The organism is Streptomyces sp. NPDC060002, assembly GCF_042737245.1.
Lineage (GTDB): Bacteria > Actinomycetota > Actinomycetes > Streptomycetales > Streptomycetaceae > Streptomyces.
This window is the reverse complement of record NZ_JBHWUW010000014.1, coordinates 107750-120523: the sequence shown is the minus strand read 5'-3', so window position 1 is coordinate 120523 and position 12774 is coordinate 107750. Positions and strand designations below refer to the sequence as shown.

General features: G+C 72.4%; 11 protein-coding genes. 9 read left to right on the top strand and 2 right to left on the bottom strand.

The annotated features are described in order from the left end of the window. Position 1: 1 nt before the first annotated feature. The 7 genes from ACFWBD_RS15800 (at position 2) to mug (ending at position 8800) form a co-directional block, all read left to right on the top strand. Positions 2 to 2569, top strand: coding sequence for an ABC transporter permease (locus ACFWBD_RS15800; RefSeq protein ID WP_385667152.1), 2568 nt, complete (start codon positions 2 to 4; stop codon positions 2567 to 2569). A 97-nt stretch (positions 2570 to 2666) separates the two neighbouring features. After that, entirely contained in the window at positions 2667 to 3092 is a 426-nt protein-coding gene (locus ACFWBD_RS15795; protein WP_385667151.1) for a GNAT family N-acetyltransferase, read from the top strand. Between the two features lie 187 nt (positions 3093 to 3279). Next, positions 3280 to 4620, top strand: coding sequence for a hemolysin family protein (locus ACFWBD_RS15790; protein ID WP_385667150.1), 1341 nt, complete (start codon positions 3280 to 3282; stop codon positions 4618 to 4620). After that, positions 4617 to 5648 carry a hemolysin family protein gene (locus ACFWBD_RS15785; protein WP_385667149.1) on the top strand — a complete coding sequence of 344 codons (1032 nt, stop codon included), beginning with the start codon at positions 4617 to 4619 and terminating at the stop codon, positions 5646 to 5648. The genes ACFWBD_RS15790 and ACFWBD_RS15785 overlap by 4 nt, the downstream gene beginning before the upstream one ends. Before the next feature lie 101 nt (positions 5649 to 5749). After that, entirely contained in the window at positions 5750 to 6544 is a 795-nt protein-coding gene (locus ACFWBD_RS15780) for an SGNH/GDSL hydrolase family protein (RefSeq protein ID WP_385667148.1), read from the top strand. Between the two features lie 271 nt (positions 6545 to 6815). Then, positions 6816 to 8258 carry an adenylosuccinate lyase gene (gene purB / locus ACFWBD_RS15775; RefSeq protein WP_385667147.1) on the top strand — a complete coding sequence of 481 codons (1443 nt, stop codon included), beginning with the start codon at positions 6816 to 6818 and terminating at the stop codon, positions 8256 to 8258. Next, positions 8255 to 8800 carry a G/U mismatch-specific DNA glycosylase gene (gene mug / locus ACFWBD_RS15770; protein WP_385667186.1) on the top strand — a complete coding sequence of 182 codons (546 nt, stop codon included), beginning with the start codon at positions 8255 to 8257 and terminating at the stop codon, positions 8798 to 8800. Before purB ends, mug begins: the two co-directional genes overlap by 4 nt. 18 nt (positions 8801 to 8818) lie before the next feature. On the opposite strand, the gene ACFWBD_RS15765 is transcribed toward mug, so the two are convergent. Beyond that, the gene (locus ACFWBD_RS15765; protein WP_385667146.1) at positions 8819 to 9190 is read right to left on the bottom strand and encodes a hypothetical protein; all 372 of its coding nucleotides are present in this window, start codon (positions 9188 to 9190) and stop codon (positions 8819 to 8821) included. A 294-nt stretch (positions 9191 to 9484) separates the two neighbouring features. Here ACFWBD_RS15765 and ACFWBD_RS15760 point away from each other — a divergent pair, with 294 nt between their 5' ends. Further along, complete coding sequence (locus tag ACFWBD_RS15760) at positions 9485 to 10642, top strand: ROK family transcriptional regulator (RefSeq protein WP_385667145.1); 1158 nt, start codon at positions 9485 to 9487, stop codon at positions 10640 to 10642. Positions 10643 to 10770: 128 nt separating this feature from the next. On the opposite strand, the gene ACFWBD_RS15755 is transcribed toward ACFWBD_RS15760, so the two are convergent. Then, on the bottom strand, positions 10771 to 11532 hold the full coding sequence (locus ACFWBD_RS15755; RefSeq protein ID WP_385667144.1) for a GntR family transcriptional regulator: 762 nt from the start codon (positions 11530 to 11532) through the stop codon (positions 10771 to 10773). A 341-nt stretch (positions 11533 to 11873) separates the two neighbouring features. Here ACFWBD_RS15755 and ACFWBD_RS15750 point away from each other — a divergent pair, with 341 nt between their 5' ends. Beyond that, on the top strand, positions 11874 to 12698 hold the full coding sequence (locus ACFWBD_RS15750) for an alpha/beta fold hydrolase (RefSeq protein WP_385667143.1): 825 nt from the start codon (positions 11874 to 11876) through the stop codon (positions 12696 to 12698). The last annotated feature ends 76 nt before the right edge of the window (positions 12699 to 12774 follow it).

The window sequence follows — 12774 nt, the reverse complement described above, 5'->3', positions numbered from 1 at the left end:
GGTGCTGAAAGCCACCCTCAGGAGCTTCCTCGCGCACAAGGGGCGGCTGCTGCTGTCCGCACTCGCCGTCGTCCTGTCGGTGGCGTTCGTCGCGGGCAGCCTGATCTTCTCCGACACCGTGACGCGCACCTTCGACCGGCTCTTCGCGTCCACGTCGGCGGATGTGACGGTCGGCCCCGCTGACGACCTGAACGCGTCCGTGCCGACCGGCGCGGTGCAGACCGTGCCCGCCTCGCTCGCCAAGGAGGTGGCCCGCGTCGACGGGGTCGCGTCGACCCACGCGGACGTGAGCGTGGAGAACATCACGGTCGTGGACGGCGAGAACAAGTCCGTCGGCCCGACCACGGGCGCGCCCACCATCGCCACCGACTGGTACGTCACCGACCGCAGCCCGGTGAGACTGACCTCCGGCCACGCCCCGCGGGGCGCGGGCGAGGCCATGCTGGACGCCGACACCGCCGACAAGAAGCACGTGAAGACCGGCGACACACTCACCGTGATGGCCCAGCCGGGCTCGTTCAAGGTGAAGATCGTCGGCATCGCCACCTTCACCACCACCAACCCGGGCGCGGCCCTGGTCTTCCTCGACCCCGCGACCGCCGCCACCCAGCTCCTGGGATCGCCGGACAAGGCCACGAGCATCTCCGTCGACGCGGCGCAGGGGGTGAGCGACGCGGCGCTCGAACGGCGCGTCACCGCCGCGATCGGCGCCGGTCCCTACGACGTGAAGACCGCCGACGAGCAGGCGCAGTCGTCGGCGGAAGCGCTGGGCGGGTTCCTCGACGTGATCAAGTACGTGATGCTCGGCTTCGCCGGGATCGCCGTCCTGGTCGGTGTGTTCCTGATCGTCAACACGTTCTCGATGCTGATCGCCCAGCGCACCCGTGAGCTGGGCCTGCTGCGCGCCCTGGGCGCCGACCGCCGTCAGGTGCGCCGCTCGGTGCTCACCGAGGCGGTGCTGCTCGGTCTCGTGGGCTCCACGCTCGGCCTGGCCGCCGGCATCGGTCTGGCGGCCGGGCTGATCAAGCTCATGAGCGCGTTCGGCATGAACCTCAAGACCACGGAGATGGTCGTCGGCTGGGCGACCCCGGTGTCGGCGTACGTCGTCGGCGTCGGCGTCACCTTCGTGGCGGCCTACCTCCCGGCCCGGCGCGCCGCGACCGTGTCGCCGATGGCGGCCCTCGCGGACGCGGACATCGCCGGAGTGGGCCGGCCGCTGAAGGTGCGCGCGGTGGTGGGCGCGGTCGTCGGCGCGCTGGGCGTGGCGGCGCTGGCCGGCTGCGTCAGCGCCTCGAAGACGGCGTCCGCCGCGTCCCTGCTGGGCCTGGGCGTCGTTCTCACTCTCATCGCCACCGTCATCGCGGGGCCGCTGCTCGTCCGCCCGGTGATCCGCGTGCTCGGCGGCGCCTTCCCCGCGCTGTTCGGCTCGGTCGGCCGGATGAGCCAGCGCAACGCCCTGCGCAACCCGCGTCGTACGGGCGCCACGGCGGCCGCCCTGATGGTGGGCCTCGCGCTGGTGGGCGGGATGTCGGTGGCGAGCGCCTCGATGTCCAAGTCCTTCGACGAGCAGATCGACAAGACGCTGGGCGCCGACTTCGTCGTCCAGAACGCCAACTTCACGCCGTTCTCCCAAGAGGTCACTAACGCGGTGCGCGACACCGACGGCGTCGGCCTCGTCGTACGGCAGCGGTTCGCGCCGCTCGCCGTACGGCTGCCCGACGGCAAGCGGGTCGAGACGACCGCCAGCGGCTACGACGACCGGGTCGACGACGTCGCGCACGTCACGTACGCCGAGGGCGACACGGCGGCCGCGCTGGCCGACGGCTCCATCGGCATGGACGTCGACTTCGCCAAGGACCACGGGGTCCGGCTGGGCAGCGTGCTGCCGGTGGAGTTCCCCGGCGACCGGACCACCTCGCTGAAGGTCGGCGCGCTCACCGACCAGGACGCCGGCGACGGGTTCGGCATGCAGGGCGGGCTGTTCCTCGGGATCGCCACCGTCGAGAAGTACGTGCCCGGCGGACAGGACTCGGCGCTCTACGTGAACGCGGCCTCCGGCACGAGCGGGGAGCAGCTGCGTCCGCGCCTGGAGAGGACGCTCGACGCCTATCCGCAGGTACAGGCGCGTGACCAGGCCGACTACAAGAAGCTGGTGCACGACCAGATCGCCGTGCTGCTGTACCTGGTGTACGCGCTGCTCGGGCTCGCGATCGTCATCGCGGTGCTCGGTGTGGTCAACACCCTGGCGCTGTCGGTGGTGGAGCGGACCCGGGAGATCGGGCTGCTGCGGGCCATCGGGCTGGGCCGGCGGCAGTTGCGCCGGATGATCCGGCTGGAGTCGGTCGTGATCGCGGTGTTCGGCGCGGTGCTGGGGCTGGCGCTCGGGCTGGTGTGGGGCGTGTGCATACAGCAGGTGCTGGAGTTGCAGGGCATGAAGGCCCTCGCCGTCCCGTGGGGCACGATCGTCGCGGTGGTCGTGGGCTCCGCGGTCGTCGGTGTCGTGGCGGCGCTGCTGCCCGCGTTGCGCGCCTCCCGGATGAACGTACTGGCCGCGATCGCGCACGAGTGACGCGAACGCGGCACGGACTCCAGCCACTTACACGGCGGGTGGTCCGCATGCCGGAAATTCGCGTTCCGGCCGGTTTCCCGCGTGGTGGGATCGGGCCATGACTGATCTGCGTATACGGGCCGCCGGCCCCGAGGACCTGGACACCGTGCTGGCCTTCTGGAAGACCTCCGCCGAGGGCACGAGCATCAGCGACGACCGGAGCGGGGTGGAGCGGCTGGTCGCGCGCGATCCGGGGGCACTGATCCTGGCCGAGCGGGACGGCGAACTGGCCGGGACGGTGATCGCCGGGTTCGACGGATGGCGATGCCATCTGTACCGCCTGGCGGTGCACCCGGAGCGCCGCCGCCAGGGCATCGGATCGGCGCTGCTGGCCGCTGCGGAGGAGCGGTTCGTACGGCTGGGCGGGCGCCGCGGGGACGCGATGGTGCTCACCCGCAACGAAACGGCACATCATGCCTGGCGCGCGGCGGGGTACGCGCCCGAGGAGAAGTGGCGGCGCTGGGTGAAGCCGCTCAGCGACTGACCGGAGCCCCCGGACGGGCTCTTTTGCCGATCCTTTACCATTGGGGGACTGTGCGGATGACCCGCGCGGTCCCCTGATGACTTCATGAAAGGTGTGAGCGTCCGCCCATGGGCGAGCCTCCCAGTACCCCCACGCGACGTCGCGCGTCCCTCCCCGCCCTGCCCGATCATGGGACGGAGGTGACCCGATGACCGAAGTCCTGCTGCTCCTGGTGGCGATCCTGCTGTCGTTCGCGTGCGGCGCCTTCGTCGCCGCCGAGTTCTCGCTGACCACGGTCGAGCGCAGCGAACTGGAACGGGCGGTGGAGCGCGGCGAGCGCGGCGCGCCAGGAGCGCTCAAGGCCGTGAAGAACCTCACCTTCCAGCTCTCCGGCGCCCAGCTCGGCATCACCGTCACCAACCTGGTGGTCGGCATGCTCTCCGAGCCGTCGATCGCCAAGCTGATCGCCGGGCCGCTGGAGTCGCTCGGCCTGTCCAGCAGCACGTCGAGCTCCGTCGCGCTGGTGCTGGGCACGGCCCTGTCGACCGTGTTCCTGATGGTCGTCGGCGAACTCGTGCCCAAGAACTGGGCGATCTCCTCCCCGCTGGCCGTCGCCAAGCGGGTGGGCAACGCGCAGCGCTGGTTCAGCGCCGCCTTCCGGCCCTTCATCACCCATCTCAACAACACCGCGAACCGCATCGTGCGCCGTTTCGGCGTGGAGCCCACCGAGGAGCTCGCCGCCGCGCGCGGCCCCCAGGAGCTCGCCGCCCTGGCCCGGCACTCCGCGAAGGAGGGCGCCCTGGAGGCGGACACGGCGGAACTGTTCGTGCGCACGCTGAACCTGGCCGATCTGACCGCGGAGAACGTGATGACCCCGCGCGTCCAGGTCATCGCCCTCGACACGGCGGCGACCTGCGAGGACGTGGCGAACGCGACCCGGGCGACGGGCCTGTCCCGGTTCCCGGTGTACCGCGGCAACCTCGACTCGGTGGTCGGCACCGCGCACATCAAGGACGTACTGGCGATCCCGGCGGAGCGCCGGACGCGCGTGCCGGTCTCGGAGATCATGCGTGAGCCGCTCCTCGTGCCCGAGTCACTGACCGTGGACCGGCTGCTCGACCGGCTGTCCGGCAAGCGGACCATGGCCGTGGTCATCGACGAGTACGGCGGCACGGCGGGCGTCGCGACACTGGAGGACATCGTCGAGGAGGTCGTCGGCGAGGTCCGCGACGAGCACGACCCGCACGAGACGTCCGACCTGGCCGCCGCGGGCAAGGACGACGAGGGCCGCGCGCTCTACTCGGCCGACGGCGCCGCCCGCACCGACCAGCTCGCGCGCGTGGGCCTGCACACCCCCGAGGGGCCGTACGAGACGCTCGCCGGCCTGCTCGCCACCGAGCTGGGCCGGATACCGGCCGTCGGCGACACCGTGGAGGTCGCGGGCTGGCGCATGGACGTGGTGGACGCCTCGGGGAGGCGGGCCGCGCGCGTGCTGCTGCACGCGCCGCACGCCCCGTCCGAGGGCTTTGAACAGGAGGCCGGGAAGTGACCGCCGTCCAGTTGCTGATCGCACTGGCGACCCTCGTCGTCAACGCGTTCTTCGTCGGCGCCGAGTTCGCGCTGATCTCCGTACGCCGTTCCCAGATCGAGCAGTACCTCGAAGGCGGCGCGAAGGGCGCCCAGGGCGACCGGCGTGCCAAGAGCGTGCTGTGGGGCCTCCAGCACGTGTCCGCGCTGATGGCGGCCGCGCAGCTCGGCATCACGCTGTGCACGCTGGTCCTCGGTGTGGTCGCCGAACCGGCCATCGCGCACCTGCTGGAACCGGTGTTCCACGCGGTGGGCGTGCCCGAGGGCGCGGGACACGCGGTGTCCTTCGTGATCGCGCTGGCGGTGGCGACCTATCTGCACATGCTGCTCGGCGAGATGGTGCCGAAGAACATCGCGCTCGCGGAGCCGGTGCGCAGCGCGCTGCTGCTGGGGCCGCCGCTGGTCACGCTGGCCCGGGCGCTGCGCCCGGTGATCTTCGCGATCAACGCCTTCGCGAACGCCCTGCTGAAGCTCATGCGGATCGAGACCAAGGACGAGGTCGCCGCGGCCTTCTCCGACGCCCAGCTCGCCCAGATCGTCAAGGACGCGGGCGAGGCGGGTCTCATCGACGACCGCGCCCTGGAGCGGCTGCACGACGCCCTGGAACTGGGCCGGCGCCCGGTGCGGGATGTCGTCCTGCCGCTGGAGCGGGTCGTCTACGCGCGTGTGGGCGTCACTCCGGAGGCGCTGGAGCAGCTGGCGGCGGAGTCCGGGTTCTCCCGGTTCCCCGTGGTGGACGAGGGGCGCAGGATCGTCGGTTACCTGCACGTGAAGGACGCCCTGGACGCCTCGCCCCGGGACACGGCGTTCCGGCTGGGCGACATGCGGCCCATCGCGCGTGTGCGGGAGGCGACACCGCTGGACGACGTCCTCACCGCGATGCGGGGCAGCCGTACGCATCTGGCGGCCGTGCTCGGCTCCGACGGGCGGCTGTCCGGCCTGGTGACCATGGAGGACGTCTTGCAGGAGCTGTTCGGGCAGCGGGCGTGAGCGCGCGAAGGGGTCGGCGTAGGGGGGCAGGGAGGGGGCGGCCGAGGAACCGGAGGTGACCGACCGCTGGGTATGGGACTCGGGCTACCATCGATGTCGCCATGCAGACGAATCCCACACACACCAGCCTGGTCGCGATCGGCGACTCCTTCACCGAGGGCATGTCGGACCTGCTGCCCGACGGCTCCTACCGGGGCTGGGCGGACCTCCTCGCCGCGCGGATGGCCGCCCGCGCCCCCGGCTTCCGGTACGCCAACCTGGCGGTGCGCGGCAAGCTGATCGGGCAGATCGTCGAGGAGCAGGTGCCGGTGGCCGCCGCGATGGGCGCCGACGTGATCACCCTGGTCGGCGGCCTCAACGACACCCTGCGCCCCAAGTGCGACATGGTCCGTGTGAAGGACCTGCTGACGGAGGCCGTGGAACGCCTCACCCCCGCCTGCAAGGAGCTGGTGCTGATGCGCAGCCCGGGTCGGCAGGGGCCGGTCCTGGAGCGGTTCAGGCCCCGCATGGAAGAGCTGTTCGTGCACGTCGAGGAGCTGGCGCAGCGGCACGGCGCGCTCGTCGTCGACCTGTACGGCGCCCCGTCGCTGGGCGACCCGCGCCTGTGGGACGTCGACCGGCTGCATCTGTCGGCGGAGGGCCACCGCCGGGTCGCGGAGGCGGTCTGGCAGAGCCTCGGACACGACCCCGAGGACACCGAGTGGCACACGCCGATGCCGGCGACACTTCCTCCGGGCTGGGCCGCCCGGCGCGTCGCGGACGCGCGGTTCGCCCGGCAGTACCTCCTCCCCTGGATAGGCCGCCGCCTGACCGGCCGGTCCTCCGGGGACGGTCTGCCGCCGAAACGGCCCGATCTGCTGCCGTACGAGGGCCGGCCGTACGAGGGCCGGGCCTAGCCAGACGGTTCGCGTACGCCGCGCCGCTGACCGGCGGCGCGGCCGGAGCCGAGGCGGGCCGCGCCGGAGCCGGGTGCGGTCGACCGCCTCGTGCGACGCCCGGGCGAATCGCAGGTGCAGCGCGCGCACGGCTTCTGCCTGCACCACCGGGTGCCGCTCGGCACGGACGCCGACGTCGCGCCGCACCAGGCGAAGTGACGCCGGTCTCGTAGGTTCCGCCGAACAAAATCGTGGCGCTGGCCTGCACGAATCGCCAGTAGAATCCGTCCACGTGACTTCCGCTCCCGCCAAGCCCCGCATCCCCAACGTCCTCGCCGGACGCTACGCCTCCGCCGAGCTCGCCACGCTCTGGTCGCCCGAGCACAAGGTGAAGCTGGAGCGTCAGCTCTGGCTCGCCGTGCTGCGGGCGCAGAAGGACCTCGGGATCGAGGTGCCGGACGCGGCGATCACCGACTACGAGCGTGTCCTCGACACCGTCGACCTGGCCTCCATCGCCGAACGCGAGAAGGTCACCCGGCACGACGTGAAGGCCCGGATCGAGGAGTTCAACGACCTCGCCGGCCATGAGCAGGTCCACAAGGGCATGACGTCCCGCGATCTGACGGAGAACGTCGAGCAGCTCCAGATCCGGCTCTCGCTGGAGCTCGTCCGCGACCGCACGGTGGCCGTGCTGGCGCGCCTCGGCAAGCTGGCCGGCGAGTACGGCGAGCTGGTCATGGCCGGGCGCTCGCACAACGTGGCCGCGCAGGCCACGACCCTCGGCAAGCGGTTCGCGACCGCCGCCGACGAGCTGCTCGTGGCGTACGGCCGGGTCGAGGAGCTGCTCGGGCGGTACCCGCTGCGCGGCATCAAGGGCCCGGTGGGCACCGCCCAGGACATGCTCGACCTGCTCGGGGGCGACGCCGCGAAGCTCAGCGATCTGGAGGACCGGATCGCCGGTCACCTGGGCTTCTCGCAGGCGTTCACGTCCGTCGGCCAGGTCTACCCGCGGTCGCTGGACTACGAGGTCGTCACCGCGCTGGTGCAGCTCGCTGCGGCCCCCTCCTCGCTGGCGAAGACGATCCGGCTGATGGCCGGGCACGAGCTGGTGACCGAGGGGTTCAAGCCCGGCCAGGTCGGCTCCTCGGCGATGCCGCACAAGATGAACACCCGCTCCTGCGAGCGCGTCAACGGCCTCATGGTCATCCTGCGCGGCTACGCGTCGATGACCGGCGAGCTGGCGGGCGACCAGTGGAACGAGGGCGACGTGTCCTGCTCGGTGGTGCGCCGGGTCGCGCTGCCGGACGCGTTCTTCGCGCTCGACGGTCTGCTGGAGACGTTCCTGACGGTGCTCGACGAGTTCGGCGCCTTCCCGGCGGTCGTCGCCCGGGAGCTGGACCGCTACCTGCCGTTCCTCGCCACCACCAAGGTGCTGATGGGCGCGGTGCGCGCGGGCGTCGGCCGTGAGGTCGCGCACGAGACGATCAAGGAGAACGCCGTCGCCTCGGCGCTGGCGATGCGCGAGCAGGGTGCCGAGCGCAACGAGCTGCTGGACAAGCTGGCCGCCGACGAGCGGCTGCCGCTCGACCGGGCCCAGCTGGACGCGCTGATGGCCGACAAGCTGTCCTTCACTGGTGCCGCGGCGGCCCAGGTGACCACGGTCGTCGGCCGGATCGAGGAGATCGTGAAGCAGCGTCCGGAGGCGGCCGGCTACACCCCCGGAGCAATCCTCTGACGCGCTTCACCCAGGCGGAGCTGGAGGCCGCCCGCGACCGTCTCGTACCGGACGTCGTCGCGGGCGGCCTGCGCATGCTGTTCTGCGGCATCAACCCGGGCCTGATGACGGCGGCGACCGGCCACCACTTCGCCCGTCCGGGCAACCGCTTCTGGCCGGTGCTGCACCTGTCCGGCTTCACCCCGAGGCTGCTGAAACCGGCGGAGCAGCAGGAGCTGCCGTCCTACGGGCTCGGCATCACCAACGTGGTGGCGAGGGCGACCGCGCGGGCAGACGAGCTCACGGCGCGGGAGTACCGGGACGGCGGACGGCTGCTGGCGGAGAAGGTGACCCGGCTGAAGCCCCGCTGGCTGGCGGTGGTGGGCGTGACCGCGTACCGGGCGGCCTTCGACGACCGCAAGGCCGCGGTGGGCCCGCAGCGGCGGGTCATCGGGGACACCCGGGTGTGGGTGCTGCCGAATCCCAGCGGGCTGAACGCGCATTGGACGGCGGCGACGATGGCGGAGGAGTTCGCGCGGCTTCGGGTGGCGGCGGAGGGCTGAGGACCTCGTGCGGGGGCCTCAGGGCGGGTCGGTCCCGGTGACGACCAGAAGCAGCCGGATCTCGTCGCACGGGTCGAGGTCGGCGACACCCAGGGCCACCCAGCGGCCCTGCTCCTCCGCCCGCCAGAGGTACACGTCCGCCACCCGGAGGCTCAGCTCGGCCCAGGGCTCGGGTATCTCCTCGGTCCCGGTCCGCAGCCGGACCGTCTGCAGACCTACGTGGTACGGATCTCCCCATCTCCCCGTCAGTTTCCCGGCCAGGTGTTCCTTCTCCTCGTGGAACCGCTCCACCTCCGCGAGACGCACCGCGGCGTCCGTGACCGCGAGGCCGTGACTGGTCACCAAGGCCGTCGTGCGGTCACCGGGCCCGAGGTGCCTGTCGATGTCCATGACCTCCAGTAAACCCGCCGCCACTGACAATTGGCGGACCGTCAGTCCGCCGACCGCTCGGGCGTCCCTTCGCCACACGCTCCTGGCCCCTGCCGGACCGGGTGCGCGGCGCGCAACCGGCGAGGCTCGCGGCGCGCAACCGGACACAGGCGGTGATCACGGCGTACGCGCCGGGGTTCGTCGCGCCGGGGTGAGCGCGCTCCCGGTAGGTATCGGTACGGATTCCTTTCTCGCCGGGGTCCTCCCCGCCGAGTACGATCCGCCCAACACGCGCACGAGCTGGAAGGACGGACGTTGGGGCAGCTGACCGGCGGGGATCCCTCGCTGCTGCGAAGGATCAATTCCGCGGTGGTGCTGCACGCGCTGCGTGCCGCGGACTGCGCGACGCTCACGGAGATCACCCGCGTGACGGGCCTGTCCCGGCCGACCGTGGAAGGGGTCGTCGAGGACCTCATCGGGGCGGGGCTCGTCGTCGAGAAGGCGGCCGACGAGAGTGTGGCCCGGCGGCAGGGGCGGCCCGCGCGGCGGTTCCGGTTCCGGGCGGAGGCCGGGCACCTGCTGGGGCTGGAGATCGGCTCGCACCGGGTGGCCGCGCTGCTGGCCGACCTGGACGGCCGGGTGCTGGGCGCGCAGGCCAGGGACGTCGACGAGGCGGCGCCCGCGGACGAACGGCTGGAGCGGCTGCGTACGGCCGTCGCCGAACTGCTGCGCCGGGCGGGCGTCCCGCGCAGCTCGCTGCGGGCGGTGGGCGTCGCCACGCCCGGGATCGTGGAGGCGGACGGGACCGTACGGCTGGGCACCGCGCTGCCCGAGTGGACGGGGCTGCGGCTGGGCGAGCGGCTGAGCCGTTCCTTCAAGTGTCCGGTGCTGGTGGAGAACGACGCCAACGCGGCGGCCGTGGCCGAGCACTGGAAGGGGTCGGCCACCGAGTCCGACGACGTCGTCTTCGTGCTGGCCGGGCTGAGCCCGGGCGCCGGCTCACTGATCGGCGGCCGGCTGCACCGGGGGTACGGCGGGGCGGCCGGGGAGATCGGCGCACTGCATCTGCTGGGCCGGGAGGTGACACCGGAGACGCTGCTGTCCATGACGGACGAGCCGCTGCATCCCCTGGACGAGCAGGCGGTCGCCGAGGTGTTCGCGCAGGCCCGCGAGGGCGACAAGCAGGCCCGGGCGGCGGTGGAGCGCTTCATCCAGCGGCTCGTGCACGACGTGGCCGCGCTGGTCCTGGCGGTCGATCCGGAGCTGGTCGTGGTGGGCGGCTGGGCGGCCGGTCTGGACGGTGTGCTGGAGCCGCTGCGGAACGAGTTGGCGCGCTACTGTCTGCGCCCGCCGAAGGTGGTCCTGTCGCTGCTCGGGGAGGCGGCGGTGGCGACGGGGGCGCTGCGGCTCGCCCTCGACCATGTCGAGGAGCAGTTGTTCGCGGTCGAGGGGACGGTGACGGCGCGGCGGTGACCGGTCGTCATCGGTGAAACGCGCCGCGCCCCGGCGGAGTTCCGGGGCGCGGTCGAGGTGTCCGGCCGGTGCCGGGTGCAGGCCGTTCAGGGAGCCTGCCGTATCCGGCCCGCGGCGGACGGGGCTGTTCAGGAGGCCTTGCGCTCCGGCCCATGGTGTATCTCCACGCCGCCGGCCGCACCGAACGTCAGCCGGCAGGTGTCCGCGCGGTAGGTGGCGACGGAGAGCGCCGCGGTGCGTCCCCCGGCGAAGAACCGGGTGGTGACGACGAGTACGGGGGCGCCGGGGAGCCGGTCGAGTTCCCGGGCGTCGTCCGCGCGCGCCGAGCCCAGTTCCACGGCGCGGTCCTGGCCCTCCAGTTCCAGGCGCTGGAGCTCGCGCAGCACCGCACGCGCGCGTGCGGCCTCGGAGGGGGTGTCGATCGCGGTGAGGTCGGGCACCGACGTCACGGGGACGTAGAGCAGTTCGGCGGCGACGGGCTGGCCGTGCGAGACCCGTGAGCGGCGCACGATGTGCACGGCCTGGTCGCGCGCGGTCTCCAGGGCGGTGGCGACGACCGCGGGCGGAGCCGCGAGCGTGCAGTCGACGGCCTGCCAGGCGTCGTCGCCCGTGCCCGGCCAGACCTGCTGGTCGCTGCCGACGGCGACGCCCATCCGGGGCGGCGCGACGGTGGTGCCGACGCCACGCCGGCGCTGCAGCCGGCCCTCCAGTTCGAGCTGTTCCAGTGCCTGGCGGAGCGTGGCGCGGGCGACGCCGAAGCGGGCGGCCAGGTCACGCTCGTTGGGCAGGATCTCGCCGACGGTGAATTCCGAGTCGAGTGCCTCGCTGAGCACGGTCTTGAGATGCCAGTACTTCGGTTCCGGTACCGATTCCAGCTGCGTGGTCCCCACCCTGTCCTCCGCAATCGCCGTGGTCCGGCGGCGTTTTTCGCGCCTTTGTTTATTAAAGGTTGTTGTACTTCTCTGCGACCATAGGACGGCCCCCACCCTTGGTCAAGACCAATCCTCGATCCCTCTCGAGGCCGACAGGCGTCCGACAGAAAAGCGTTCACGGGGCGTTCGTACGGGCGCGTTTTCGTGACACTCCGGCAAGGTCCGGTTGGTAATTGCCGCCCTGCGGCGCAGGGGGCGCGCGGTGCGACCCGGGGGCTACCCGTCGGTAGCTATTGCTGACAAGCTGTCTACGGCGTCCGCCGGCCGGTCCACGGCCCGTCCAGTCGAGGAGCTCCTCCATGTCCGCCACCGTCTCCTTCACGGTCCCCTCCCCCAGTGGCCCGCTGCCCGTCACCGTCTCCTACGCGCGCGTGGGCCGGGGCGAGCCGCTGCTCCTGCTGCACGGCATCGGACACCACCGGCAGGCCTGGGACCCGGTGGTGGACATCCTGGCCGCCGAGCGCGAGGTCATCGCCGTGGACCTGCCCGGCTTCGGCGTGTCCCCGCCCCTGCCGGACGGACTGGCCTACGACCTGCCCACGACGGCTGCCGTGTTCGCGGCCTTCTGCGAGGCGCTGGAGCTCGACCGCCCTCATGTCGCGGGCAACTCCCTCGGCGGTCTGCTCGCCCTGGAACTCGGCCGCGAGAAGCTCGTACGGTCCGTCACCGCGCTGTCCCCCGCCGGGTTCTGGTCGCAGGCCGAGCGGCGCTACGCCTTCGGCGTCCTGCTCACCATGCGACAGATCGCGCGCCGGATGCCGCTGCCCCTCGTCGAGCGGATGGCGAGCACGGCGGCCGGCCGTACGGCCCTCACCAGCACCATCTACGCCCGCCCGAGCCGGCGTTCAGCCGAGGCCGTGGTCGCCGAGACGCTGGCCCGGGCCACCGGGTTCGACCAGACCCTGCGGGCCGGCGCCGGCGTCCGGTTCACCGACGACCTCCCCGGAGTTCCGGTCACGCTCGGCTGGGGCACCCGCGACTGGCTGCTCGTGCGCCGCCAGGGCGTCCGGGCCAAGCGGATCATCCCCGCCGCGCGTCTGGTGCGGCTGCCCGGCTGCGGTCACTGCCCGATGAACGACGATCCGGCGCTCGTCGCGCGCGTGATTCTCGACGGCAGCCGCTGAGGCCCCGGGGGCCCGCCTCAACACCCCGGCCCCCAGGGCGACTCCGGCCCCGACGAGGGCGCTCCCCACGGCCTGG

Excerpts from the sequence above, each read along its gene's own strand:
- ACFWBD_RS15795 (WP_385667151.1), top strand. The coding sequence starts at position 2,667 with ATGACTGATCTGCGTATACGGGCCGCCGGCCCCGAGGACCTGGACACC.
- ACFWBD_RS15790 (WP_385667150.1), top strand. The coding sequence starts at position 3,280 with ATGACCGAAGTCCTGCTGCTCCTGGTGGCGATCCTGCTGTCGTTCGCG.
- ACFWBD_RS15780 (WP_385667148.1), top strand. The coding sequence starts at position 5,750 with ATGCAGACGAATCCCACACACACCAGCCTGGTCGCGATCGGCGACTCC.
- ACFWBD_RS15765 (WP_385667146.1), bottom strand. The coding sequence starts at position 9,190 with ATGGACATCGACAGGCACCTCGGGCCCGGTGACCGCACGACGGCCTTG.
- ACFWBD_RS15750 (WP_385667143.1), top strand. The coding sequence starts at position 11,874 with ATGTCCGCCACCGTCTCCTTCACGGTCCCCTCCCCCAGTGGCCCGCTG.